At 69.8% G+C, this 25,850-nt stretch carries 15 protein-coding genes and 2 pseudogenes; 5 read left to right on the plus strand and 12 right to left on the minus strand.

Going from position 1 to position 25,850, the window contains the following annotated elements; genetic code table 11:
• The first annotated feature begins 26 nt into the window (after positions 1–26).
• The 3 genes from HW837_RS10175 to HW837_RS10185 all read left to right on the plus strand — a co-directional run bounded on the left by HW837_RS10175 (position 27) and on the right by HW837_RS10185 (position 2,676).
• On the plus strand, positions 27–749 hold the full coding sequence (locus HW837_RS10175; protein WP_045559904.1) for a VOC family protein: 723 nt from the start codon (positions 27–29) through the stop codon (positions 747–749).
• A gap of 94 nt (positions 750–843) precedes the next feature.
• Positions 844–1,041, plus strand: coding sequence for a DUF4236 domain-containing protein (locus HW837_RS10180; RefSeq protein ID WP_045559905.1), 198 nt, complete (start codon positions 844–846; stop codon positions 1,039–1,041).
• A 105-nt stretch (positions 1,042–1,146) separates the two neighbouring features.
• Positions 1,147–2,676, plus strand: coding sequence for a helix-turn-helix domain-containing protein (locus tag HW837_RS10185; protein ID WP_045559906.1), 1,530 nt, complete (start codon positions 1,147–1,149; stop codon positions 2,674–2,676).
• A 103-nt stretch (positions 2,677–2,779) separates the two neighbouring features.
• On the opposite strand, the gene HW837_RS10190 is transcribed toward HW837_RS10185, so the two are convergent.
• The gene (locus HW837_RS10190) at positions 2,780–3,757 is read right to left on the minus strand and encodes a tyrosine-type recombinase/integrase (RefSeq protein WP_313895502.1); all 978 of its coding nucleotides are present in this window, start codon (positions 3,755–3,757) and stop codon (positions 2,780–2,782) included.
• A 179-nt stretch (positions 3,758–3,936) separates the two neighbouring features.
• A pseudogene (locus HW837_RS10195) lies at positions 3,937–4,647 on the minus strand (IS256 family transposase); the annotation flags it as partial.
• 170 nt (positions 4,648–4,817) lie between these two features.
• Here HW837_RS10195 and HW837_RS10200 point away from each other — a divergent pair.
• The gene (locus tag HW837_RS10200) at positions 4,818–6,308 is read left to right on the plus strand and encodes an ISL3 family transposase (protein ID WP_193380744.1); all 1,491 of its coding nucleotides are present in this window, start codon (positions 4,818–4,820) and stop codon (positions 6,306–6,308) included.
• Between the two features lie 38 nt (positions 6,309–6,346).
• Here HW837_RS10200 and HW837_RS10205 read toward each other — a convergent pair.
• From HW837_RS10205 to HW837_RS10215, 3 genes and pseudogenes are all read right to left on the minus strand, one after another.
• Positions 6,347–6,931, minus strand: a pseudogene (locus HW837_RS10205) (transposase); the annotation flags it as partial.
• 426 nt (positions 6,932–7,357) lie between these two features.
• A complete protein-coding gene (locus HW837_RS10210) occupies positions 7,358–7,576 on the minus strand; it encodes a hypothetical protein (RefSeq protein WP_193380629.1) in 219 nt (72 codons plus the stop codon).
• A gap of 78 nt (positions 7,577–7,654) precedes the next feature.
• Positions 7,655–11,017 carry an alpha-L-rhamnosidase-related protein gene (locus tag HW837_RS10215; RefSeq protein WP_237270094.1) on the minus strand — a complete coding sequence of 1,121 codons (3,363 nt, stop codon included), beginning with the start codon at positions 11,015–11,017 and terminating at the stop codon, positions 7,655–7,657.
• A 665-nt stretch (positions 11,018–11,682) separates the two neighbouring features.
• Between HW837_RS10215 and HW837_RS10220 the strand changes: the two genes are divergently transcribed.
• Positions 11,683–13,113: a glycoside hydrolase family 43 protein gene (locus HW837_RS10220; RefSeq protein WP_193380628.1), complete on the plus strand. Its 1,431-nt coding sequence runs from the start codon at positions 11,683–11,685 to the stop codon at positions 13,111–13,113.
• A gap of 418 nt (positions 13,114–13,531) precedes the next feature.
• Here HW837_RS10220 and HW837_RS49960 read toward each other — a convergent pair whose 3' ends face one another.
• From HW837_RS49960 to HW837_RS10250, 7 genes are all read right to left on the minus strand, one after another.
• Positions 13,532–13,876, minus strand: coding sequence for an SDR family oxidoreductase (locus HW837_RS49960; protein ID WP_319677849.1), 345 nt, complete (start codon positions 13,874–13,876; stop codon positions 13,532–13,534).
• Positions 13,877–13,951: 75 nt separating this feature from the next.
• A complete protein-coding gene (locus HW837_RS48520; RefSeq protein WP_336512558.1) occupies positions 13,952–14,395 on the minus strand; it encodes an SDR family oxidoreductase in 444 nt (147 codons plus the stop codon).
• Positions 14,396–15,247: 852 nt separating this feature from the next.
• Complete coding sequence (locus tag HW837_RS10230) at positions 15,248–15,463, minus strand: hypothetical protein (RefSeq protein WP_193380627.1); 216 nt, start codon at positions 15,461–15,463, stop codon at positions 15,248–15,250.
• A 1,926-nt stretch (positions 15,464–17,389) separates the two neighbouring features.
• Positions 17,390–18,748, minus strand: a complete 1,359-nt coding sequence (locus HW837_RS10235; protein ID WP_234442779.1) for a TIGR02679 family protein — start codon at positions 18,746–18,748, stop codon at positions 17,390–17,392.
• Positions 18,739–22,953 (minus strand): TIGR02680 family protein, encoded by a 4,215-nt coding sequence (locus HW837_RS10240; RefSeq protein WP_078853862.1) that lies wholly within the window; start codon positions 22,951–22,953, stop codon positions 18,739–18,741. Before HW837_RS10240 ends, HW837_RS10235 begins: the two co-directional genes overlap by 10 nt.
• Before the next feature lie 8 nt (positions 22,954–22,961).
• Positions 22,962–24,233: a TIGR02678 family protein gene (locus HW837_RS10245; protein WP_193380626.1), complete on the minus strand. Its 1,272-nt coding sequence runs from the start codon at positions 24,231–24,233 to the stop codon at positions 22,962–22,964.
• Complete coding sequence (locus tag HW837_RS10250; RefSeq protein WP_045562028.1) at positions 24,230–25,840, minus strand: TIGR02677 family protein; 1,611 nt, start codon at positions 25,838–25,840, stop codon at positions 24,230–24,232. The genes HW837_RS10245 and HW837_RS10250 overlap by 4 nt, the downstream gene beginning before the upstream one ends.
• Positions 25,841–25,850 lie beyond the last annotated feature (10 nt).

Here is a 25,850-nt window from a genome sequence, read left to right on the forward strand (position 1 = left end):
TGCCGGCGGATCGGAGATCCCACGCGATGACGTCCCACCTCCACGCGCTCAGCTTCGACGCGAACGACCCCGCCGGTCTCGCGCACTTCTGGGCCGGCGTCCTGGACCGGGAGACGACCGAGGACCCCTACGGGGGCATCGCGCTCGCCCCGGACGACGACACCGGGCTCCGGCTGCGCTTCCTGCCCAGCCAGGAGAAGAAGACCGTGCCCAACCAGATGCACTTCGACCTCACCAGCACCTCCCTCGACGACCAGCGGCGGATCGTGGCGCGGGCGCTGGAGCTCGGCGGGCGCCACATCGACATCGGGCAGCTCCCGGACGAGAAGCACGTGGTCCTCGCGGACCCCGAGGGCAACGAGTTCTGTGTCATCGAACCGGGCAACGGCTTCCTCGCCGGCTGCGGATTCATCGGCGCGCTCGCGAGCGACGGCTCGCAGGAGGTCGGGTACTTCTGGAGCCGGGCGCTGGGCTGGCCCCTGGTCTGGGACCAGGACGAGGAGACCGCGATCCAGTCGCCGCACGGCGGCACGAAGATCACCTGGGGCGGTCCGCCCCTGGCCCCGAAGGTCGGGAAGTACCGCCTCCACTTCGACCTCGTCCCGTCCGCCGACAGCGACCAGCGAAGCGAGATCGACCGCCTGGTCTCGCTCGGCGCGACCCCCGTCGACATCGGCCAGGGCGCGGCCGACTGGGCGGTCCTGGTCGACCCCGACGGCCACGAGTTCTGCGTACTGCCGCCCCGCTGAGGCAAGTACCCCCCGGCAGAGCCCAGTTGTCGTAGGCGGGAGGGATGCGGACCGAAGAGCGGGGTACCCGTCGGGCAACGGGAAGGAGACAGCCATGCCGCTCACGTTCCGCAAGAGCTTCCGGATCCTGCCGGGGGTGCGACTGAACATCAACAAGCGCTCCTGGTCCATCACCACCGGCGGCCGCAACGGCCCCCGCCACACCCACAGCAGCACGGGTCGCCGTACGACCTCGATGGACCTGCCCGGGCCCTTCGGCTGGCGCCGCACCCGTGACGCGCGGCGCCACTGAACACGGCTGACGGTTCGTCACACCCTTCACCCGAACGGGCCCGCGTCACGGCCCCAACGGACCCCCCAAGAGGCGTCATCTCATATCTGAGATAACCTTGCCCTCATGGCAGACGACTACCTCGAACGCATCGGCAAGCTCATCCGTGACGCCCGGCAGCACCGCGGCTGGACACAGTCGCAGTTGGCGGAGGCGCTCGGCACGAGCCAGAGCGCGGTGAATCGTATCGAGCGCGGTAATCAAAACATCAGCCTTGAGATGATCGCCCGAATCGGTGAAGCCCTCGACAGCGAGATCGTCTCACTGGGCTACGCGGGTCCGATGCATCTGCGGGTGGTCGGCGGACGTCGGCTGTCGGGTGCGATCGACGTGAAGACCAGCAAGAACGCGTGTGTCGCGCTGCTGTGCGCCTCCTTGTTGAACAAGGGGCGCACAGTGCTGCGCAGGGTGGCCCGCATCGAGGAGGTGTACCGCCTTCTGGAGGTGCTCGGCTCCATCGGCGTACGCACCCGGTGGATCAACGGCGGGGTCGACCTGGAGATCGTGCCGCCCGCCGAGGTGGACCTCGACGCGATCGACGCGGAGGCGGCGCGCCGCACCCGCTCGATCATCATGTTCCTCGGCCCGCTGCTGCACCGCATGGACCACTTCAAGCTGCCGTACGCGGGCGGTTGCGACCTCGGGACGCGGACGATCGAGCCGCACATGATCGCCCTGCGCCGGTTCGGCCTCGACATCACGGCCACCGAGGGGCTCTACCACGCCGAGGTGGACCGCTCCGTCGTCCCCGGCCGCCCGATCGTGCTGACCGAGCGCGGCGACACGGTGACCGAGAACGCGCTGCTCGCCGCCTCCCGGCACGACGGCGTCACCGTCATCCGCAACGCCTCGTCCAACTACATGGTCCAGGACCTCTGCTTCTTCCTGGAGGCCCTCGGCGTACGGGTCGAGGGCATCGGCACCACCACGCTCACCGTGCACGGGGTGCCGCACATCGACGTGGACGTCGACTACTCGCCCTCCGAGGACCCGGTCGAGGCGATGAGCCTGCTCGCCGCGGCGGTCGTCACCGAGTCCGAACTGACCGTGCGCCGGGTGCCGATCGAGTTCCTGGAGATCGAACTGGCGGTCCTGGAGGAGATGGGCCTCGACCACGACCGCTCGGCGGAGTACTTCGCCGACAACGGCCGCACCCGCCTGGTGGACCTCACCGTCCGCCCCTCCAAGCTCCAGGCCCCCATCGACAAGATCCACCCCATGCCGTTCCCCGGCCTGAACATCGACAACGTCCCGTTCTTCGCGGCCATCGCCGCCGCCGCGCAGGGCCAGACCCTCATCCACGACTGGGTCTACGACAACCGCGCGATCTATCTGACCGACCTCAACCGCCTCGGCGGTCGCCTCCAACTCCTCGACCCCCACCGGGTGTTGGTCGAGGGCCCCACCCGCTGGCGCGCCGCCGAGATGATGTGCCCGCCCGCACTGCGCCCCGCCGTGGTCGTTCTCCTCGCGATGATGGCCGCCGAGGGCACGTCGGTGCTCCGCAACGTCTATGTCATCAACCGGGGGTACGAGGACCTCGCGGAGCGACTGAACACGGTGGGGGCGCAGATCGAGATCTTCCGCGACATTTGATACGACGATGCCGCCGCACCCCGTCTGACCTGCTACTTAGCGGGTCAGGGAGGGGTGCGGCGGCATCTCTGGGACTTCTCTGGGACTTTGGGCCTGCGGCGGGCTACGGGCCGCGCTCAACAGCCTCTGCGGACTGGCCGCGGCTACGCGAAGATCGCGTCGATGGCGGCGCTGCCCCGGCGCCGGCGCGGGGCAGGAAGTGCGAGTACTTCCGCAGCGTGAACCCGGGGTCGGAGTGCCCCAGCCAGCGTGCCAGGGAGACGATTGATTCGCCAGCCTCCAGTTCCTCGGAGGCGTAGAAGTGGCGCAGGGCGTGGAAGCCGTGCTCCCGGGACGGCTCCCACACGCGAGCACCATCGGTGCCGCCTTCCTCTAGCGATGCGATCACACCCGCTCCGGCCAACGCGGGCTTCCACACGTAGGAGTTGAAGTAGTTCCGGTTGATGGCCTTCCGTTCGCGTCCCGTCACCAGGAGGTTGTAGGTCCTCGGCCGCCGGTGCTTGGCCTCCACCGGCGTCTCCGGTGGAGTCGGGTCGTCCCAGGGCAGCGTGACCGGAACCGGCGCGAACAGCTCGATGTGCTGCCGAATGGCCCGGGCCACGCTGGACGGCAGCGGCACGTCCCTGACCTTGCGGCCCTTGGGAAGCGCGAAACAGAGCTTCGCCCGCACCATCTTGACCTGCCGCCGAACGTGGACGACTTCCTTGGCGAAGTCGATGTCTTCCAGGGCGAGCCCGAGCGCCTCTCCCTGCCGGAGCCCAAGACCCGCGCCGATCACAAGGAGGAGCCGGTAGCGGTCGGGCAGTGCCTCCCGTACCGCCAGCACCCGCTCGGGCGACCACGCCTCGACCCTGCCGGGTGTGGCGGCCGGAGGACCGACCGTGCTGGACCGACAGGGATTGCGTCCGAGACGACGGTCCTCGACGGCGGCCTGGAGAACGCTGGAGAGCGTCGCCCAGACCAGACGGATCGAGGTCGGACCGAGGTCCTTCTCCAACCGCTTCTTCCAGTGACGCAGGACTTCGGTGCCGATGGCGTTGAGCGGCTGAGCACCCAGGTGAGGAACGACGTGCCGACGCACCCTCTGCTCGATCCGCTCGATCGTGGACGGGTCACCGCTCTGGGTGGGCCACCAGTGGGTGGCGATGTAGTCCTTGAGGGAGATGGCTCCATCGCGCGGATCGACGAACTCGCCTCGGCGTGCGTCGGTCTGGGTGGGCGGGGTCTGTGTAGCGAACGGTGGAACTCGGTCGGTTTTGTTCAGCGGCGTCCGGCGGTGAGCCGGCCGTCGAAGGTGATGTCGAAGGCTTGGAGTGCGGCCTTCCAGCGGATGGTCCAACGTTTGCGTCCGGTGCCGGTCGGGTCCAGGCTCATGACGGCCAGGTAGACGCACTTGAGGGCGGCCTGGTCTGTGGGGAAGTGCCCCCGGGCCCGGACGGCCTTGCGGATCCGTGCGTTGATGCTCTCGATCGCGTTCGTGGTGCAGACGATCTTGCGGATCTCCACGTCGAACTGGAGGAAGGGCACGAACTCCGCCCAGGCCGCCTCCCAGAGCCGGACGATCGCCGGATACTTCCCGCCCCAGGCGTCGGTGAACTCCACGAACCGCTCCAGAGCGGCCTCCTCGGTCGGCGCGGTGTAGACGGGCCTGAGCGCCTTCGCGATCTTCTCCCAGTCCTGCCGGGCCGCGTAACGGAAGCTGTTCCTCAGCAGGTGAACGACACAGGTCTGGACGATCGTCGCAGGCCAGACGGTATTCACGGCATCCGGGAGACCGGTCAGGCCGTCACAGACCAGCATCAGGACATCGGCCGCGCCGCGGTTCTTGATCTCGGTCAGGACCTGGAGCCAGTACTTCGCACCTTCACCACCGTCGCCGATCCACAGGCCCAGGATGTCCCGGTGCCCCTCGGCGGTGACCGCCACCGCCATGTAGACGGGCCGGTTGGCGACCTGCCCGTCCCTGACCTTGGTTCTGTCGACGATCTTGTGATCCGGACGGCTGAGTACGTTGCTCCGCCTGTTCGCGATCATGCATCGCGTGCTCTCGTGATGTGCTCCTGGAGCTGTTTCCGTACCTGTCCGCGCTGCTGATCGAGGAGGTGGAGAGGCGACCGGACCAGGTGGTGCTGAGAACGCGGGTGCGGGCGACGGCTGGCTCCTGTCGGTGCGGTCAGAGCTCGGCCCGAGTGCACGGCCAGTACGTACGCAGGCTGCGTGATGTCGCCGTGGGCGGGCTCGGTGTCGTGATCGAGTTATGCGTGCGCCGCTTCCGCTGCGAGAACCCTGCCTGCACGGCGGTGACGTTCGCCGAACAGATCTCCGGACTGACCACCCCGCACAGTCGGCATACCCCGCTGCTGCGCGAGGTGTTGACGCAGATCGGGCTGGCCCTGGCCGGCCGGGCAGGAGCGCGACTGGCGTCCGCGGTCGGCCTCACCATAGGTAAGGACACACTGTTGCGGCTGGTCAGGGCCCTGCCCGAGCCGGAGATCGGCAAGGTGGAGATCCTCGGCGTCGACGACTTCGCCTTCCGCAAGGGCCGCCACTACGGCACGGTGTTGATCGACATGGCCACCCACCGGCCGCTGCACCTCTACGACGGCCGCGAAGGCGAAGACCTGGCTGTCTGGCTCCGCGATCACCCCGAGGTGAAGGTCATTTGCCGGGACCGTTCCAGCGGTTACGCGGAGGGCGCTCGGGTCGGGGCGCCGCAGGCCGAACAGGTCGCGGATCGCTATCACCTGTGGGCCAACCTCGGCCAGGCGGTCGAGAAGACGGTCAACGCCCATCGCTCCCACCTGGCCGAACCACCTCCCGGCTCGGCCTCCGGCCCCGACCACGCGGAGGTGGAGCCCGAGGTGGTCCAGCCACCGAAAGACCTGAAGATCGTGATCCGGCTGCGCGAGCAGCATGCTGCCGCCCATGATCTGTGGCAGCAGGGGATGTCGAAGGCGGCGATCGGTCGGAAGCTCGGGCTGCACCAGGCCACGGTCCGTAAACTGGTCAACGCCCGCTCCGCCGATGATGTCGTGGCCAAGAACCTCCAACGAGCACATGTCGTCGACCCGTACGTCGGCTACTTGCACCGGCGCTGGAACGAGGGCGTCAGGAACGCCGCCCAGCTCTACCGCGAAATCCAGCAACTCGGCTACCCCGGTGGAGAGTTGGCTGTTCAGCGGCATCTGCGGCGCTACCGGACCGGGCGCGGACACGCACCCGACCCGGGACCGAAGCCTCCATCGGTCCGCGAGGTCACCTCCTGGATGATGACCCACCCCGAGCACCTGCGAAACGAGGACGCCGACAAGCTGCACCGGCTGCGTGAGCGCGACCCCGACCTCGACCGGCTCACTCTTCACATCAGGAAGTTCGCCGCGATGATGACCGGCCGCCACGGCGACCGCCTCGAAGAGTGGATCACCGACATCGAACGGGACAGCCTGGCTCCGCTTGCGGGCTTCGCCCGCAACCTCCGCCGCGACTTCGACGCGGTCCACAACGGGCTGTCCCTGCCGCACAGTTCCGGCGCCGTCGAGGGCAACATCAACCGGCTGAAGATGCTAAAACGCCAGATGTTCGGCAGGGCCAGCCTCGATCTCCTTCGCAAACGCGTCCTACTCACACGATGAACCCCCAACCCACCGGATCACAAGATCGTCGACAGAACCCTGACCTTCACGTTCACACAGTCGATGAAGACGACCGGGTAGACGCTGTCCAGCTGGCGGTTCTGCCATTCCGCCATGCCGGCCATCACGCTGTCGGTGATCGTGGAGATTGTGGACTTGGAGATCTCCGTGCCGTACACCTCGGCGAGATGCGCGGAGATCTCCCCATGCGTCAGCCCCTTCACCGACAGCGACAGGACCATCTCGTCCACCCCGCCCAGACGCCGCTGGCGCTTCTTGACCAGCTGGGGCTCGAACGACCCGGCCCGGTCCCGCGGCACAGCGATCTCGACCGGCCCCGACTCGGTGATCACCGTCTTGGACCGGTGCCCGTTGCGGTAGTTCTCCCTGCCACCCTCGGCCCTCTCGCCGGGCTCATGTCCCAGATGGTCAGTGAGCTCGCCCTCCAGCGCGGACTCCAACACCCGCTTGGTCAGCAGCTGCAGGAGGCCGCCCTCCCCGGTGAGCTTCACGCCACCGGCCTGAGCCCGGGCAACCAACTCGGCGACCAGCCCGTCATCCACGGCGCTCGCACCACCCACAGCGGCCTTCCCGGCCTCGGTGTCACTCGTCACGTCAGTCATCAACTGTCGCTTCCAGCTCAGGAGTTACACCGATCACCGTACAGACCCCCCCAACAGGTATCCGTGCTGGTCAGAGCCGCGAAGCCAGTGCAGGCGCCGTCGCTCCCCAAGCTGAGAGCGCGAGTTCGATTCTCGTCACCCGCTCCAGAGAGGAACCCCAGGTCAGCGACCTGGGGCTTGTTTGTTATCTAGACCAATTCGGGGGTTGCATGCCCTCTGCGTGCCCTTAAGGGGTGCCTTCAGAAAGCCGGGTGCTTGTGGGGACGAAGGCCCTGATCCGCTTTCGGATCGGGCCCTCGCTTCACACCGTCGTGGGGACTTACGACCGTGTCCGCTCCTGTTCGTTGCCGCCGTCACAGATCCACGGGACCAACTGGGTGCTGTTGGCGGTTCCCGCGTCGGCGGAAGTGAGGCAGACGCCGCCGTTCACCGGGGGGCGACGGTGCCGTCCGCGTCGACGTTCCACCGCTGCTTGCGGAAGGTGTTGTTCCAGGACTTCCGACCTGGCCCGGAAGCCTCCGGCGGATCGACTACGCCCCACTCCCTTGCCCCGCCTTCCGCGAGACCGTCATCGACATGCTCGAAGGCCGGCTCAGCCCGGAACGGCACAGCGGCAGGACCCCAGCCGGAGCCGAACTCGTTCATCCAGTGGTCGCTGTTCGCCGGGCTGCCTGCCCCGGCACACGGGTGTGTGTCGGGGCAGGCCACTGCGACCGCGGCGTGCTACTTGATGCCGATCTCGGCCAGCTGCAGGCGGAACTTGGTGGTTTCGTCGGAGGCCGGGGTGCCGAGTTTCGTCGCGGTCAGGCGCAGGTGGCGGCCGGTGGTGGAGGTGAGGGTGTAGGTCTGGGCGGCTCCGCTCGGGTTGGCCTGGCCGGTGACGGTGCGGGCGGTGGTGTAGGTGCCGGATCCGTCGGGGCGGGTCTGGAGTGTGAAGTCGACGGGGAAGTTCGCCGAGCCGCCGCCGGCTCCACTGGCGTCGGTGCGCGGGTGGAGGGTGACGGAGCCGATGGACCGGTCGGCGCCGAGGTCGACCTCGATCCACACGGGTGTGCCGCTGACGTCGGCGGCGGGGAAGTCGATGCTGGTGAAGCCCCTGGCACCGGTGACGCTGGTGGTGGTGCCGTCCAGGATCCGGGTCTTGCCCCAGTCGCTGTTCTCCAGCGTGTAGTTGGCCGTGACGGTCGTCGCGGCGGTCGGGACGGTGAGTTCGGCGAGCTGCAGACGGAACTTGGTGGACTCGTCGGAGGCGGGGGTGCCGAGTTTGGTGACCTGCAGGCGGACATGGCGGGCCGTGGTGGTCTTGAAGCCGTACGTCTGGACCTTACCGTCGGGGTTGGCCTGGCCGGTGACGGTGCGGACGGTGGTGTAGGTGCTGGATCCGTCGGGGCGGGTCTGGATCGTGAAGTCGACGGGGAAGCCCGCCGTACCGCCGCCCGCTCCCGCGGTGTCGGTGCGGGGGAAGAGGCGTACGGCGTCCAGGTCGGTGTCGGCGCCGAGGTCGATCTCCACCCAGACGGGGTTCGCGCTGACGTCGGCCGAGGCGAAGTCGTTGCTGGTGTAGCCCCGGGCGCCGCTGACGCTGGTGAGCTTGCCGTCGGTGAGCCGGTTCCTGCCCCAACTGCTGTTCTCCAGGCTGTTGTTGCTGGTGACCGTCCGGTTCAGGGCGAGGTCGTCGAGGCGGCCGGTGCCTGTCGCCGTGAACGTCCAGCTGCCCGGCTGGACCTTGAAGTAGACGTACGAGGAGTCCTTGCCGTCATAGCTCAGACCGCTGACGCTGCCCGTCGAGGAACCGCCGGTGAAGACGGTGGTGCCGTTCGCCTTGATGACCGGCTGGGAGCCGCCGTAGGTGGGCACACCGACGCGGGCCGTCGTGCCACCGGGTGAGGTGAGGGTGAGGGTCACCTGGGTGCCGTCCCGCTCGATGCCGAAGCGGATGGTTCCCTCGACGGTCGGCGTCACCGTGTTGATCTTCGTGAGGGTGCCGGTCTGCGGGATGACCTCGTAGGTCTTCCAGCCTGCCGTGGCGGGGCGGACGCCTGCGGCGTACGCGGACAGGGCGTACAGCGGGCCGCCGTTCCAGGCGTGGTTGTCGGTGCCCTGCGACTTGACCCAGACCTCCCACAGGGTGTGGCAGGCGGGGTCGGCGACCTGGGCGGCGAAGCGGTTGCGCATCCGCTCCTCGGCGACCGTGGCCGCGCCCATCAGATACAGCGCCTCCAGGACGTAGAACTCCATGTACGGGCTGGCGTTGAGGTGGGTGCGCAGCACGTTGGTGATCGCCGGGTAGTGGCTGGGCGTGGCCAGGCCCGCGACCACCGCGAGGGCGTTGGCCCGGTCGTCGGTGTCGCCGGTGTAGGACGGCGAGCGGTACTCGTTCTTCGTGGAGTTCCACAGCAGGGAGTCGAAGTTGGCCTTGATGCTGGTGCGCTGGGCCTGCCATCCGGCGACGTCGCCGGAGTTGCCGCTGAGGTCGGCGAGCTTGGCGGCGGTGTCCAGGGCCAGGTAGTACCAGCAGTTGTTCAGGACCCGGGTGTCGATGTTGCTGCCCCAGTCCTGCCAGTCCCAGTCCCCGGAGCGGTGGGCCACCAGTCCGTCGCTGCCCAGACCCCACAGGTCCAGGTACTTCTTCACCGCCGGGTAGGCGCCGGTGACGGTGCTCGTGTCGCCGGTGTAGAGGTGGAACGTCCAGAACGACCACACCGAGGCGAGCATCTGGTTGGGCAGTTCGGCGGTCCAGATGGTCGAGGGCATCGGGGAGTAGAGAGCCCCGGTGTCCTTCGCCCAGGCGGCCAGCTGCGAGATGGCCTTCTTGCCCAGGGCGTGGGAGTTGGTGTCGAAGGTGTAGAAACCTTCCTTCAGCTGGTTGACCACGTCGCCCCACCACTGGGCACGCTCACGGGTGGGGCAGTCCATGTAGTTGTCCCGCATGTTGACGTACATGGTGCGGGCGGCCTTGGTCCACACCGTGTCGAAGAGGGCGTCGCTGCTGGTGAACGACCCGTCGAAGTCCGTGTCGTACCCGGATTCCCGGTACTTCAGCTCCACGATCGTCACGCCCGCCGGGATGATGTACCGCACGGCGGTACCGCTCATCCAGGCCAGCGCCTCGAACTCCTGGACCCCGCCGGTGCAGACGTAGGTGGCACGGACGTTGAAGATGGTTTTCTGGTCGATGCCCACCAGGCCCTTGCCGTCGTCGTAGTGGTCGGTCTGGATGCCGATCACCGCGCCGGCCGGGGCGTCGACCTTCAGGTACGGCGTGACCTGGATGTTGGACGGCAGGTTGGCCCAGATCGCGGTCGAGCCCTGGCCGGTGGCCGGGAGCGAGGAGGCGTTTGTGTAGGACTTCAGGCCGGAGTAGCGGAACTGCGGGACGGGACGCTCGACGAGGCCGTTCCAGGGAGCGGCACCGGCGGCGCCGAAGTCGGTGGGCGCGCTCCAGGAACTGTCGTCGAAGCCGGCGGACTGCCAGTCGTCCATGGCGGTGGCGTTGCGGGCGTCGTAGTAGACGTTCGACTCCGGCAGCCGGAAGTTGACCTGGGTGCCGCTGGTGTTGTTCGAATAGCCTGGGTGGACCTTGTGCTTCCATCCGGTGTTGCTGACCAGCCGGGTCGTGGTCGAACCGGTCTCGATGTCGGACTGGAACAGCAGACCGCCCTTGCCGCTGCTGCTGTGCGAGAAGCCCTGCTTGCCGAAGTACCAGACCAGCAGCGCCACCGTGTTGCTGCCGCTGGTCAGGTACGGAGCGAGGTCGATCTCGTCGTAGTACGTGTCCGTACGGTTCGGGCCGCGCTTGAGCCCGCCCTCGAAGACCACGAGTGTGCCGTTGACCCACAGCCAGTACTTCGAGTCCGCCGCGATCTGGGTCACGGCCTTCGAGGGCGCGGAGTCCAGGGTGAACGATCTGCGGAACGCCACCCACTGGTTCGCCGAGCTGGACGGAGCCCAGATCCACTTCGCGGTCCACGAGACCGCCGCGGACGCCGTCGGCGCCAGGCCGGGCAGGATCAGGGAACCCAGGGTGGGGGCGAGGGCCACGGCTGTGGCAGAGCGAAGAATGTTGCGGCGCGTCACATCGTGCATCGCGGGCTCCTAGGGGATGTGCGGAGAGCGGAGAGGGCGGCAAACACGCCGGCAGCCCGGGGGCAAGACGGGACGGAATTGTTTCTTCCGGGATTCTGAATCGTTTCAATCGTGTGTTTGCAGGCGTGATCCTGACCCCGGCGCAGGCGTCGTGTCAATGGCCGCGCAACCGGGACTTGCGGGAGCGGCCCGAGTGATGTCGGGGGTCTGTGCAGTTCAAGGGGGTGGCGCGCGGCGGCTTCCAGCGCGGCGAGCGGTCAGGTGCGGTGGGGGGCGGGACCGAACCGGCCAGTCCCATTGACGAACTCACGGCCGACACTTATCTTCTGCACGAACTTGCGAACGGTGTTCGATTTTTCGGACCATGGCTGTCAGAAGGGGCAGCCCGTGTTGCGCGCCCGTCGCCGTCGCACTCTGTGACAGCCCTGTCGGCCCTCTCCGCTGTCTCCTCACGCGGCCCGCCATCGCGGGGTTCCAGTCGCTGCCGCGCCCACGCGAAACCCGCAACGCCTCGGCCGCTGACCACGCAGCACGCGAAGTTCCACCCCCACGGAGCCGGTGCCTCCCAAACGGCACGGACGCCGGGCCTCACCCCCCACCTCACCTGCACCTGCACACGGCACTGCACTGCACTGCACTGCACTGCAATAAGAACAGGAACGCATATGCCTGCGGTTCTCTCCCGGCTGGCAGCGATACTCGTCGCCGCCTGCCTGCTCTTCACTGCCCAAATCGTGACCACACCCCACCGGGCCGCCGCCGCCGACCCGGGGTACCTGATGACGCACTTCATCGGGGAGGGATCGACCGGTCAGCAGATGTACTTCTCGTACAGCGCGGACGGCCTGAACTGGTCCGACCTCAACGGCGGCGGGATGACCCTGCGCTCCACCGTGGGCACCCGCGGGGTGCGCGACCCCGCCCTGGTCCGCTCACCCGACGGCAGCAAGTACTGGATCATCGCGACCGACCTGTGCATCGGCTGCGGTCAGTCGTGGTCGGACTCCATGAACAACGGCAGCCGTAACCTCGTGGTGTGGGAGTCGTCCGACCTGGTCACCTGGTCCGCACCTCGGCTGCTGAACGTCGCCGGCGCGATCCCCGACGGACGCAACGCCTGGGCGCCGGAGGCGATCTGGGACCCGGCCACCAACGACTACGTCCTGTACTGGGCGACCAACGCCACTCTGAACGGCGTGCTGAAGCACCGCATCTACTACGCCCGCACCACCGACTTCCGCACCATCACCACCCCCCAGCTGTACATCGACCGCCCCGGCACCCAGAGCATCATCGACACCCAGATCGTCGAGGTACCCGCCGGGGTCGGCAACTTCCGCTACGTACGGGCCTCCGGTGACGGCCAGATCACCCTTGAGGGCAGCAACTCGATCCTCGGCACCTGGACCACCCTCGGCAACCTCTCCGGCATCGGCCTGACCGGCTCCCAGGTCGAGGGCCCGATGTGGATGAAGTTCCGCGACCGCAACGAGTGGACCCTCTACCTCGACCAGTACGCGGCCGGCAAGGGATACATGCCGGTCTCGACGACCAACCCCTCCTCCCCCGGCACCTACAACCTCCCGACGTCGGGCACCTACTCCCTGGGCGGGACGAAGAAGCGCCACGGCTCGATCCTGAACCTCACGGCCGCCGAGGACGCCCGGATCCAGGCGCGCTGGGCCAACGTCCCGGGCAAGCGACTGCAGTCCTTCAACTTCCAGGACCGCTACGTGCGGCACAGCAGCTTCGACGTGCGCATCGACCAGAACGTCACCAACGACGACGCCAAGTTCCGGCCGCGGCCCGGCCTGGCAGGTTCCGGCACCGTCTCCTTCGAGTCGGTCAACTTCCCCGGCTACTACCTGCGCAGCGACGGATCCGACTTCCAGCTCGTCTACGACGACGGCACCAGCGCATTCGCCGAGGACGCCACCTTCCGGCAGGTCGCCGGACTCGCCGACTCGACCTGGTCCTCGTTCCAGTCGTACAACCACCCCGACCGCTACATCCGCCACTACGCCTTCCAGCTCAAGCTCGAAACGATCACCACCGCGACGGGGCGCAGCGACGCCACCTTCCGTCTGACGAGCTGACCCGACCGGGCTGCCGGCGCCCTCGGGCGACGCCCCCCCCTGCCGCCCGCCCGCGAGCGGGCGGGCGGGCGCCGGCATCCCACCCGCGAGCGCAACGCGACACCAGATCTATTCCGGCGGGACGCGGCGCCTCGGCCGAGGCGCCGCGTCCCCTCCTCAGGCATGTCTTCTTCACGGGATGTGAACCATGCACAGCATGAGACCTCAGGGCCTCCGGAGATTCCGGCCGGGCGCTCCGGCCCGGGCGGGGCCGCCGTGGCCGTCGCCTCACTCCTCATGAGCCTTGCCGGCCCGGCGGCCCCCGCCCATGCGGCGGAGATCACCGACGGCCTGGCTCTCTGGTACAAACTCGACGCCACCTCGGGCACCGTGGCGGTGGACTCCTCGGGCCACGGCAGGAGCGGCGTCGCGGACCACGTCAGGCCGTCTGCGCGAGCGTGGGAGTCGCGGCGACGACACCGCCGTCGACGGTCAGGTCGGTACCGGTGTTGAAAGTCGCCTCCGATCCCAGCAGGAAAGCCGTGGCGCGGGCGATGTCGCCGGGGGTACCGATCCGTTTGGTCTCGGACATACCGATCAGCGCGCGCATCGTCTCGCCGCCGGGCCCGCGAGTTCGGCCCGGCCCATGGCCGTGGAGATGACACCGGGGCTGACGCTGTCGACGCGCGCACCGCGCTGCCCCCCACGCCGTGCCGGCCGCCATGACCCGCAGGTGGTCGGCGCGCGTGGAGATGCAGTACGCCGTGCCCGCGTCGGAGACCATGTCCGGTGCGAGGAAAGGCAGTTGGAGCAGTTGTCCGGAGGGCGCAGTGGCCAGCACCCTCCCCCTGCTCCCGAGTCAGGGGGGCCGCCATGTGGCCGCCGTGCTGGCGAGGGCAACGCCGGCGCCGCCGGGCGCGATCACGGGCTCGAACGCCTCAAGCACGAGCGCGACGCCTAGCAGGTCGACAGCGAGGATCGCCTCGCCGGAGGCATGGGCCGGTGACAGGCCGGCCGGATGCATGACCTGGGTGGCCTCTCCCGCTTCCCGGGCCGCGCTCGCCAACTCGCGTACCGAGTCGGCCGAGGTCACGTCGACGACGTGCGTCACGACGGTCAGGCCCTCAACGGTCAGTACCTGCTCGGCGCGTTTGAGGGTCCGCTCCTCGATGTCGGCGAGCAACACCGTCCTGCCCTGGCCCAGACGGCGGGCCCACGGGGGCAGGCGGGCTCTGCGCCGTAAGGCTGCGCACTGGCGAAGCCCTCCCCGAGTCGGGACATGTGCACCAGCCGAGCCAAGCACTGAGCTCTGTCACCCAGGCGCCCTGCCCGCCGCCTTGCGAAGCCGAGCCCACAGCGTGCCCATAAGAGCGGACACTCGCGGTCAACAGCGGTGCGGCCATGCGCTGTCGGGCGCCGGCCAAGAGAGCATACGACCAGGTCAGAAGCCGTGTGCCCGCCCAAGCGTCATGGCTTCCCAAGCTGAGAGCGCGAGTTCGCTTCTCGCCACCCGACCTACTATGAAACCCCAGGTCAGCGACCTAGGGTTTGTTTGCCGCCTAGCCCATTTTGGGGGTTACGCGCCCTCCGCGTGCCCCAAGTCGCGCAAATGCGCCACCGGATGGGACGTTGGGAAAATTTCCTGATGACACGTCAGTCAATTATCTCGAATAGTGAGACGCATGCTCCACGATCCGCGTCACCTATAGGCGTTAGATCGGTGAAGGTGCGTACGCAAAGATCCAGTTCACGCTGGCGTCATCCAGCCCCGAAGGGTGACACCCAGCTTCGTCGTCGAGGCGTGCCGGAGTGAGGTTCTTAAAGCGGCTGCGAGAGTTTCCGCGTGCCGTCGCTCGAGGGTCCTACGTGCACCCGTCGACACGCAGAGGGTTCGGGATGAGCCGGGCGGGTCGCCCCTCGCAAGCGGCCCACTCCTCTCTCACCGCGGCCCAGTTGTTCACTCAGTGAACACTCTTGACCTTCTGTTCAGAGCCTGAACGGGATTTCCGCTCAGAGTCTGAGCAGGGGTCCGCTCAGAGCCTGAACGGTCTCCCAATGTTTGGGCAGCGAGCAGGGGCCGACGGCCCCAGGCGCCCCGTACGGCAGAGTTGGCACGGTCGCCGAGCGTGGAGTCCACTTTCATACCCGCTGTCAGTCACCGCTCCTTCGCGGCAGCGGCCTTCACGGCGAACGGCAAGACACAAAACATGACCGGAACTCCGCCACCTGTCCTGTGCATCAACGAGTGGACGCCCCTATTCGAGGCACCGGGCAGGATCTCGGCGGAATTGGCTCCGAGGATCTCCCGGGCCAGTGCCTGAGGCAGATGCTCGAACTCCCGGGTACTCAGCCCGCCGAGATAGTGATCCACCCCACCATCATGCAGTCGCGACTTCGCCCCGCCGTCGCTGCGCATCGCATGGGCGGGCCCTGACCTACCCGACAGTGCACCTGACACCCGATCAGAACGAGCGTCAAATCAGCGTCACGAGCGTCATTTCAGCGTCAAGATATCGCCCGTAACGCCCACACCGCACATAGTGCGCACGCGCAAAACCGCAGGTCAGGAGCCCTTCGCCACCGGCTCCAGAATCGCCACGCACTCCACATGATGCGTCATCGGCAACAGGTCGGCGAACTACTTGTGCGCGCGTCACCGACCACCCCGCCGTTCCGGCTCGTCAGGGCTCCCTCCCCTGAGACATGGCTTGAGCTCCTCCGGCGTGGGTTCTCGTACGTCTGGCATCTTCGGCAGCTCGCTCAAGGGGTCGATCGACCTCACGTGCGCCCTTGCCCACTCCAACCAGCGACGGGTCTGACTCAGAGTCGGCTCGTCCACGCCACCGTGAAGCTCGCCAATACGACGTTCCAATGCCGTGCAGTACGCACTGAGGGCAGCAGACTCCTGCCAGCGCCCGGCCTCTTCGCGTAGGGCCTGGGCAAGTTGTTCTCGAACAGCCTGTTCCTTCGCCACCTCCATCGCGGCCCGCCAGCGAACTTCGCGTTCCACAATGGCTGCTGCTCGTCCTGCCTGCGCCGGGCGTCTTGTGCCGCTCGTACCTCGATCTCTCCAAGGACCGCGTCCAGGGCCTCTTCGAGCGTCCGGGTCTTCCGATCTCGCCAGCGGCCAGGGCGGTCGGTCGGTCAGGCCATGAGCGAGCTCCACGACGAGGCGAGAGGAGCGGTCGGGATCCAAGGACTGCGGGAACTCCTGCCTGACACTGACGGTGTAAGGGAGGCCGTCGACAGCAATGTCCACTCCGCCCTCGCGCGGGTGGAAGAACGAGTGGGCCTTCCGCACCTCGCACCCTCGCCGGACCGCCTCAGCCGACAGTCCCTGCAGCAGCAGAAGCGACCTTCGGCGGAGCCCCGAAGGCATGACGAGTCGGCGCTCATCGTCTTTGAGCGCGGTCACGATCGGATGGAGGTTCCCCAACCGTGAGGGAACGGGAACCGGATCCCCGCCCGCCTTCGGCCGTTGACTCCGCGCATTGGGATGCGGGCCATCCGCAAGGAACAGCTCCAGCCCCGGCCCACCGTACGGAACCTTCTCGATACGCTTGCCCGCTGGGGCCAGGCCGTGCCGTTTCGCATAGTTGACGACGCGCCGCCACTCCGCGACCTCGTCGTCATCAGGGTCGGTGATCCGAACGCGGCCCTCGGGCGACGAGCCGCTCGATCAGCTCTTGAGCCTTCGCCCGCCGGGCCCGCGCGACGGGCCTCTCGCCGTAGGGCGTCCGAGGGCTAGCGGGCCCTGTCGGCTCACTGGCACCAGCGACCGCAGAGTCGTCATCGATCATCAGGACCCCACCATCCCGCAAGGCATCGACCGAGCGCCAGTCACTCGACGTCCAGGCTCCACCACCCTCGCTGGAAACGAGGCCGTTCGACTGCCCGTACTGCCGTACAGAGCCGAAAGGCACCCGTCAACAGTGGGAGTCCCCCTGGGACTTTTCTGGGACTGCCAGCCCCATCAAGCGGCACGAGCGTGAAACACCCGAAAGGTCATTCGCGCAGCTCAACGACCATAAGCCATTCATCGCAGCAGGTCACCGCGTTCACTGGTCTCTTCCGGGACATCTGAAGGTCTACAGAGAAACCGTTACCGCACCCCTCCCGACCTGCGCGAATGCAAGACGGGAGGGGGTGTGAGGGCGCCTCTGGCACTTTGGGCCGGGCGTGAAGGCTTTCGAGCGACACACGCACCACCCGACGCGTCGTCGGAAAGGTGTCGCATGACGGGGGAGTGAGTCGGTACTCGTCGGACGCTGCTTCCGCCGCGCTCTCGAGATGCGTCTCAACGAGAGCCCGCTCCGAGGTCCGTGAGCAAGTCGTTCAGCACCGTTTCCTCCTCGACCCGGACACCGCACTCGGCGAGAGCGACGGCCAGGGTCGGGTCCCAGGGAGTTGCAGCGGGCCGACCCGTCAGATCCGGGGCTTCGGCCACTGCGCTCACTGCTGCTCGGTAATCAGCCGCCGTGTAGCGCCACGGCCGCCAAGGGACGCTTCGCGTGAGTGCTGCGGCGATGCGCACACCGCCCCAGTCGAAGTCGCCGTGGTAGAGAAGGCGGACACCCCGCATGGACAGGTCGCGCAGCAATGTGAGCGCGGCGGCGGACGGCTGCCCCTGAAGGCACACCATGGGAGGGCACGCCGGGCCGAAGGTGTCGGCGCCGGCGGACAGCACGGCCGGGTTCTCGCAGATGTGAACGGCTCCCGTCGTGGGAACGGAGGCAACCGGTGCGCGACCGGTGAGGAAGCGGAGCGTCAGCACCGCCGGCTCCCCTGCGTCGGCCATCCAGTCGAGGGGTGGAGTACCACGCAGGTTCAGGGTGAGGACGGTCGACGACAGGTCGTCCTTGAGCAAGCCCGCCGAGGCCCACGCCTCCCGCCGCCACTGCGCACCGGAGCCGTCGGGGAAGCCGGTGAGGCAACGGATGCCCGACAGGACGACAGTGGCGAGCGGCGTCCCCTCGTCCAGGGCGTGGGCGCCCGAGAGGTGTTGTGCCGCGAACGTCGCCCGCGATGTCGGAGGTGACACGGGCAGCGCACGCAACGCGCGCACGGCGGCCTTTACCAGGGCGCCCGCGGCCTCCGGTGTACGGGCGAGGCGCCGTACAAGACCGTCACCGCGGATCCGTTCGGCCCAGCGGACCAGCTCGCCGTCGAGGATGCCGAGCGGGGCGTACGCCTCCTCCCAGGCCCGTTCGTCTCTGTTCCGTGCCTCGGCGAGCAGGACGACCGGGCCGGTGAGAGCGACGACGGCCGCCGCCAGTCCGTCGGGGCTGACACCGGAGCGACGCAGGATCTCGTCCACGGTGGCGAGGCGAATGCCGAGGGAGCCACTGGATCGTGGTGCCCGTCCCAACAGGCGCTCGACGGCGCGCCGTTGCGAGTCGTCGGGGGCGGACAAGGTGACGGAGCCGGTGAGCGGCCGACCGCGTGCCATGCGCTGCCGCACGCGGTCCACGAACCAGGCAAGGCCAGGATCGCCGAGCAGACGCCCGAGGCGCTCGGTGTCGACGTCGCTCCGGGCTTCTGCCGGTGACGCCCCGGCCGGTACCGCGTCCGCGGTGGCGACCGGCGGTGTCGTGCGTCCGGCCGTCGCCCGGCCGCCGTCGCGGTCGGGCGGGGTCGCCGCATGGTTCACGTCCACAGGGACCCCTGTCCGCCGGCGCCGCCGACGACGGTCCGCCCCGGCTCGCCGAAAGGACTCACCGGCCCGTCGGGCCCCTCGCCGGAGTCACCGGCACGGGCAGCCGCCCCGAGCGCCTCCGGCCGGGCACCGGGCTCCGTGCCGCGCCGCCGTTCGCTGCCGTCCCATTCCCAACGCGTCACCAGTACGGCGTCGATGTCGTCGACACGGGCGAGCTGGGCGATGGCGATGCCCGGCACCTGGGGGTAGCAGGCCCATTCGCGTTCGCTGGTCATGACGACGTCGAGGTCGAAGGCGCGAAGCAGACCGAGGCACTTGGCGCGCGAGTCGTCGTCGACGCCGGCGAATGCCTCGTCCAAGGTGACCAGGCGCGGGGCGTGCGCGCCGCCCGCACTCGCGTAGTGCGAGGATGCGGCGGCGAACAGGGGCACGGAGGCGGCCAGTACCCGCTCCCCGCCCGAGGCGGGTCCGGTGGCCGGCACCCACTTGCCGTGCTGGTGGCGCTCGACGCCGAACTCGTGCCAGGACCGGTAGTCGAGGGCGGCGGTGAGATCCTCCAGCCAGCTGCCGGCGTCGTCGTCGGCCTGCCGGTGGGCGATCTGCTCCTGGAGGAACGCGCCGACCGCCACCCGGTCCTCGGGCGACCACGCGTCAGCGGACTGACGCAGCCGTTCCCGGGCCTGGGCCAGTCCCTGCGGGGCCCGGCGGGACGCTCTCCACACCAGCCGCAGCTTCATGCCCGTGGAGGTCGGACGCTCCTCCAGCTCCCTGTTCATGGCGGCCACCTGCCGTTCGGCCGCCCCGATCAGTTCCTGGAGCGTCCCGGCGACCTCGGTGATCAGATGGGTCTGGAGGATCTCGCGCTCACGTGCGGACAGGATGCGGGTCAGTTCCGCGACCTCCACGGCCAGTGCCTCGGCGAGTTCGGGCACGGCCCGTTCCCGGCCCTGGTAGACGATGTCGACCCGCATGCCGTCCTCGCTCGGGCGGGCGGTGGCGGTGTGGCCGTGCCGCGACAGCGCGTCCTGAAGCCGGCCGAACTCCTCGCTCAGCCGCTTCTGCACGCGCTCCCAGGCCGCGTCGGTGTCATCGATCGAGGAGAGCCGGGACTCCACGGCCCGCGCGAGGGCGACGGCGGGGGTCGCCGCCCAGGTCCCTCCGCCGTCGTCCGGTACGTCGATGTCGGGCAGCGCGACGGCGAGCAGCCCCGTCGCGGTGAACCGCTGGAGCGCCGCGACGGCTTCCTCACGCGCGGCGGTCGCCTCGGTGACGTCCTCGGTGAGCCGCTCGATGCGTCCCTCGGCGCGGCTGGCCCGCCGGTCGGCGTCACCGTGTTCCGCCCGGGCCTGCCGCTGCTCGTGCTCGCAGGCCCGGGCCGCCTCAGCCGTCTCCTCCAGTTGCCTCTGCAGCCCGGCGACGGCCGCTCCGACGGTGGAGCGCAGCGTCGTGAGGTGTTCGTCCGCCGCCGCGGCCACCCGAGCCGCGTCCGTGGCGCGCTCCGCGAGTTCGGACACGAGGAGTTCGGCCCGGCTGGTCTCCTCCCGCTCACCGGTCACCGCGCGCTCGGCCTCCGCGCGTTCGCGCAGTGCCGGCCACAGGGCCGCCAGGAGGGCGGTGTGGTCGGCGAGCGCTTGGCGCACGGCGCCCAGTGCCGTGTGGTCGGCGGGGAGGTTCAGGGCCACCGCGGTGTCGGCGAGTTCGGTCGCCGCACGATCGGCCCGCTCCGCCGCCGGAGCCAGCTCCGCGGCCCGTTCGTCCCGCCGGGCGTGGGCGCGACGGACCGCTTCGGCCGCGGCGGTGACGCGTGCGTGGGCGTGCCGGAGGTCGTCGTCGCCGGGCAGTGCGGCGAGTTCGGCGTCCAGCACGGAACGGCGGCCGGCCACGGCGTGCGACTCCTCGACCAGGCGTTCCCGCTCCGCCGTCAGGTCGTCGATCTCGGCGCGCAGTTCCCCGACGCGGACGCGGCGTGCCTGCTCCCGTGCCCCTTCCCCCACGTACTGGGCGCTGTCCTTGGCCCAGCTTCCGGTGAGCGCCCCAACACGGAAGCGCCCGTCCGCGCAGACCCAGGTGTGGCCGCCGGCCTCCCAGGATGCCCCGGCCCCGTCGGCGTCGCCCGCGGCCAGCCCGATCGAGGCGAGCAGACGCGCGACCGTCTCCTCCCCCACGGCGGTGGCCCCCGCGTCCACAGGGTCGACCGCCGGGCACAGCGCCCGGTCGAGGCCGGCTTCGCCCAGCAGCCCGACCGGGTCCAGCATGACGTCATGGCCGTCCGCCGCGACCACGGAGCCGTCCGGCCGCACCCAGGCGTCGAGGAGCCCCGACGCCTCCAACGCGGCTTCCAGTCCCGCGCGGTCGGTCTCGGTGACGTGCGGTCGGAAGTCGACGAGCCGCCACAGCGGAGCGCCGGGGCCTTGGTCCCGCACGCCAGGTGTGCGCGTCTGGGGAGCCGCGGGGCCGCGCTCCCCACCCGTTTCGAGGGCGGTCATCTCCTCCATCGCCTGCCGCAGCCGCTCCGCCGTCGCTGCCTCGCGATGTGCCAGTCCCGCCGCCCTGTCGGCCAGGCGGGAGGCGGCGGCGCGATGTGCCTCGCTCGCCGCCGTACGGGCCGGCAGCGGGCCGTCCACAGAGCTCGCCCAGTCCTGCACGGCGTCCAGGACCGCGGGCAGCCCGGGCACCCGCAGCTCGACGCACCGGGAAAGACGCTCCCGCACGGCCTTGACCAGGGCCCGCCCCGCCAGGGCGACGTTCTCCTGCGCCCCGGCCAGCCGCTCCTCCCCGTGCACGACCTCCTCGTCGGCCTCGTCGACACGCAGCCGAGCAGCACGGTGTCGCTCCTCGGCCTGCTCGGCCCGCGTGACGAGCTCCGTCACGTGCTCGACCGCGCGCCGCCTGCTCGCGGTCGCCTCGTCCGCCTCCCGGCGCAGGACCGCGTCGGGGGCTCCCTCCGTCCGGGGAAGGTCGAGGCGGGCGGCCGCCGCGCTCTCGGCCACCCGGTCCCTGATGCCGTCCAACGCCTCCCGGGCTGCTGTGAGCCGGTTGTCCGCGGTGGCGAGTCGGCCCAGGACCCGGGTGTGTGCCTCGGCCGCCGTACGCCGGTCCGCCTCGGCCCGCTTCAGGTCTGCGGCCGTACGGGAGGCGTCTTCCGCCGCCCGGTCGAGCGCGCGGGCGTCGCGCATCTCGGGCCGGGACCGCAGCGTGGCGTCCTGGGCGGCCAGCCGCGCGGCCCGCTCGTCGAGGGCGGTGCCCCTCGCCGCGGCCTCCTCGCGTTCCGCCGAGGCCTGGTCTCGGTCCGCCTGTGCCCTGGCGAGTTCCCGTTGCAGGTTCTCGTACCGGGCGTGTTCGCGGCGGGGCAGGCGGGCGCGGCGCCGGGAGGCGAGGCGGGCGTAGCGGCGATAGTGGTCGAGGAACGCCGAGGACGCCTGTTCGGCCTCGCGGGCGGCCCGCAGTTCCTCCTTCTCCTCGTCCAACGACCGGAAGGCCTCCGCCGCGTCGGCGACGACCGCCTGGTCCATCGGCGGCAGCGCCTCGGTCAGTGCCCGGGACAGTGCTGCCTCGCTGGGGCGCTTGGACAGCTGGGGCTGGCGCAGCTGGATCAGGAGGTCGACGAGGGCGCCGTAGCGCCGCTCCCCCAGCCCGAAGAGGGCTTCGTCGACCGCCCTGCGGTAGGCCTTGGCGGTGTCGTACACCATGCCGTGACCGCCGACCGCCTCGGCGAGCCGGTCCCGGGACAGTGCCGTCCCGGTCGCGTCCAGCAGGTCGAGGCCGGCGCCGATCCGCTGGCTGGTGACCGCGAACCAGTGGCGGGCGACGCCGCGTCCGGCGACCGCCTTCAGTCCGCACAGCAGCGTGCGGAAGTGCGTCTCTCCCGAGCCGGCGTCGAGTCGTCCGAACTCGATCCAGGTGTAGCCGAGCCGTTCGGGATGGGGGTGCGCGCCACCCAGGAGCAGGTTCCACTCCATGCGCTTGCCCGGGTCGCCGTCGGGTTCGACGCGGCGGGCGGAGAGGTCGCCGTCCAGGAGGAACGGGAGGGTGAGGGCGAGCACCTTGGACTTGCCGGTGCCGTTGTTGCCGCGCAGCAGCAGCCGGCCGTCGCGGAACCAGAACTCCTCGACGTCGTAGTGGAAGAGGTCGACCAGTCCGATCCGCAGGGGCCGCCACCGGCCGGGCGCGGGAGCGGGCAGCTCGGGGCCGGGGAGCGCGGTCACGGGGCGGTTCACCTTTCGTCCTGCACGGGCGGCGCGGGCTGTTCGGGCTGCCCGGGCTGTTCGGTCGTGGCTGGCTGGCGGGCCCGTCCGGGTTCACCGACCACGGGCTCGCCGACCGCGTATCGCGCGAGGGCGGTCCTCGGTACGACGCCTCGTTCGGTGCGCTCGGCGAGTCCCAGCGCCTCCAGCTTGGCCAGCGCCCGCTCGACGAGTTCGGGCTCCGTGCCCGGCTCCCGCGCCGACTTGGACCAGAACCCGCCGTGCTCCACGGCCAGTTCGCGTACCCGGGCCGCCAGTTCCGCCGGTTCGACGGGCCCGCCCGCCCGGGCCAGGTGCTCCGCCAGCAGCAGGGTGATGTGGCCGTGCGTTCCCTGTTCCGGCATGCGCACGTCGGTGAGGTCGTCCAGCGGGTCGACCATGGCGATGCCCTCGGCCCTGATCTCCGGGACGAGTGCCGTCAGTTCGTTGATGCGGGCGGTGATGAAGCCGCGCTGTCGGGTGAGGTAGGCCAGTTCGTCGTCGGTCAGGTCGTCGTAGTACAGCACCGGGTCGTCCAGGAGGATGCGGGTCAGTTTCCAGCGGATCGCCCGGAACCTGAGTTCGTCGCTGTCGAGCACGGTCCAGGCGGTCATCTCCACCAGGCGCTCCTCGAAGCCCTCGGCCTCGACCATGGAGGGACCCCGCAGAGTCGCGGGCATCCCGGCCAGCACCCGCCGCCGTACGTCGTACAGCACGTCGCCCGATCCGCTGACGTAGGCGTCCTCGTCGCCGGCCACCCGGCGCAGCACCCCGAGTCGCAGCAGCAGGCGGACGACGGCCGCGAGGTCGAGACGCTCGTCGCGGCGCTCCAGAGTGAACGTGATCCCCGCGGCGACGAGTTCGGGATCGGCGGCGGCCAGGACGACCTGCTCGGCGAGGCGTCCGAGCGCCACCTGCGACTCGCCCCGTTCCAGTGCGGCCAGGGCCAGACAGAGCAGGACGTAGCGGCGGCGGGTGAAGGGCAGGGCGCTGCGGGCGGCCTCACGCGCCGGGTGCGTGGCGTCGGTGAGGGTCCCCGGCGTCTTGCGCAGCCGTGCGGTGTCGGCGTCCGTGCGCAGCGTCCAACCGACGTTGCGTTCGAACCACTCCCGCAGCTCGGCGGTGTGCCGGCGCACCAGCCGGAACTCGTCGGCGTACGGCCCGTCGGCGGTGAGCAGCGGCTCCTTCAGCAGGGCGCGTGCGGCCTTCTGGAGGTCGGCCTGCCGCTGGCCGTCGAGGACCTCGGTGAGGGGGCCGTTCACAGGTCCTCCGTCAGCTGGGGAGCGGCGTCCCGTCGCGGGACGGGGACGGGAACGGACGCTGGTGCCGGTACGGTGCCGTCACCGTGCCCCAGTGTGAGGTCGACGATGTCGATCAGGTGGTCGGGACCGCTGAACACGCCGTCGAGGGTGTGCACTTCGGCCGTCGATCCGTCGTCGAGGGCGGTCAGCCGGATCTCCATCGAACCGTCCCCGCTGGTGGCGACTGTGGTGATGGTGCCCGGCCGCCAGGTGGCGAGCGCGTCGCCGAGCAGCCGCAGGAACAACTGGAAGGCGTGCGGGTCGAGTCCGCCGAACCGGGACAGCCGCACCGGTCCGTCCGTCACGAGACGGTCCCGGGCCCGCCTGGTCTCCTCCGTCTGCCGGGCGGCGATCTCGGCGAGTCGACGCTTCGCCTCGCCCCGGTCGGCCACCCGGCGCGGCCTGCCGCGCCGTTCGTAGCTTCCGGTGCGGCGCAACTGGGGGCTGATCCTGAGCGGTCGCGCCTCGCTCCACGGGGTGGCGGCCGACTCCGGTGAGGCCGTCCGTTCGGCGAGGCTGTCGGCGTCTACGGTGAGGTGCCGGGAGGAGTGCAGCCCGAACGCCACGCGCCACAGCCGGTGCCGTGCCGCGTCGTCCGGGGCCTGGGCGAACCAGCGCGCCAGGGTGCGGAAGTCGGCCGAGCGGTCCGAGCGTCCGGCCCGCCGCTCGTTGAGCTGCCGTACGACGGCCAGGAGCTGCGGGATCGAACCGAGCGCCCGCCCGCGCAGCAGCCTGGCCTGCGACTCCCGCCCCTCCCCCGACACGAACCACTCGGCCAGCCCGGACCACCGCGCGGCCCACCGCTCGTACGCCACCGCCTCCGCCCGCTCTGCGTCCTCGGGAGCGGCGTCGGCGGCCTCGCGGGCGGCGGCCAGCCGCAGCAGCGGACCTACCCGCTCCTGCTCCTCCAGCTCCCCGATCAGCAGGGCGATGCGCCCGCCGAGGGTGATGAGGTCCTGGATGAAGCGCTCCAGGTACTGGATCAGCCGGTCCTTGTAGGCGAGGAACGCCTCGACCTCGATGTCGTGCAGGTCGATGGTGCGCTGGAGCGAGCCCATGAAGGCGCGGGCGTTGTCGGCGAGGTCGGTGAACCGAGCCGTCAGCACGGACAGAGCGACGTACGTCTTGGCCGGGTCGGGCTCGTCCTCCGCGGCGATCACCAGGAGCGCCCGCAGCTGCGTGACGATGTCGTGCAGCGCGACCGCCTGGAGCTCGCCGCGCCGCCCCAGAACCTCGTCGTACGTCCCCAGCGCCGCCTCGGCCGCCTCACCGGCCCGGGTGAGCTGGTAGATGAACCGACGTCGGTAGAAGTCCTCGACCGCCGTCACCCGCGCGTGGTCCGGGTCGGCCCGCAGATTGCCCCACTCCACGAGCTTGTCCAACGCCTGCGTCACCGCGTCGAGATCGGCGGGCCGGCTCCCCGCGTCCAGGGCGGCGTACACGTCCTCGGGCCGCAGATGCACCGCGAACCGCTCCTTGGCGGCGAGGAAGGACTCCATCGCCTGGCGATAGAGGGGGGCGTTGGGGGCGGTGAGGTGGGCGAACGGCGAGTAGGCGCTGGAGGTCATCTCGGCACAT

Origin of the sequence: Streptomyces caniscabiei (genome assembly GCF_014930365.1) — a bacterium.
In the GTDB taxonomy this organism is placed as follows: Bacteria; Actinomycetota; Actinomycetes; order Streptomycetales; family Streptomycetaceae; genus Streptomyces; species Streptomyces caniscabiei.

Coding starts and splice junctions, on each gene's coding strand:
- HW837_RS49960 (WP_319677849.1), bottom strand. CDS start 13,876: ATGGTCTCCGACGCGGGCACGGCGTACTGCATCTCCACGCGCGCCGAC.
- HW837_RS10210 (WP_193380629.1), bottom strand. CDS start 7,576: ATGAACGAGTTCGGCTCCGGCTGGGGTCCTGCCGCTGTGCCGTTCCGG.
- HW837_RS10220 (WP_193380628.1), top strand. CDS start 11,683: ATGCCTGCGGTTCTCTCCCGGCTGGCAGCGATACTCGTCGCCGCCTGC.
- HW837_RS10175 (WP_045559904.1), top strand. CDS start 27: ATGACGTCCCACCTCCACGCGCTCAGCTTCGACGCGAACGACCCCGCC.
- HW837_RS10215 (WP_237270094.1), bottom strand. CDS start 11,017: ATGCACGATGTGACGCGCCGCAACATTCTTCGCTCTGCCACAGCCGTG.
- HW837_RS10180 (WP_045559905.1), top strand. CDS start 844: ATGCCGCTCACGTTCCGCAAGAGCTTCCGGATCCTGCCGGGGGTGCGA.
- HW837_RS10185 (WP_045559906.1), top strand. CDS start 1,147: ATGGCAGACGACTACCTCGAACGCATCGGCAAGCTCATCCGTGACGCC.
- HW837_RS10250 (WP_045562028.1), bottom strand. CDS start 25,840: ATGACCTCCAGCGCCTACTCGCCGTTCGCCCACCTCACCGCCCCCAAC.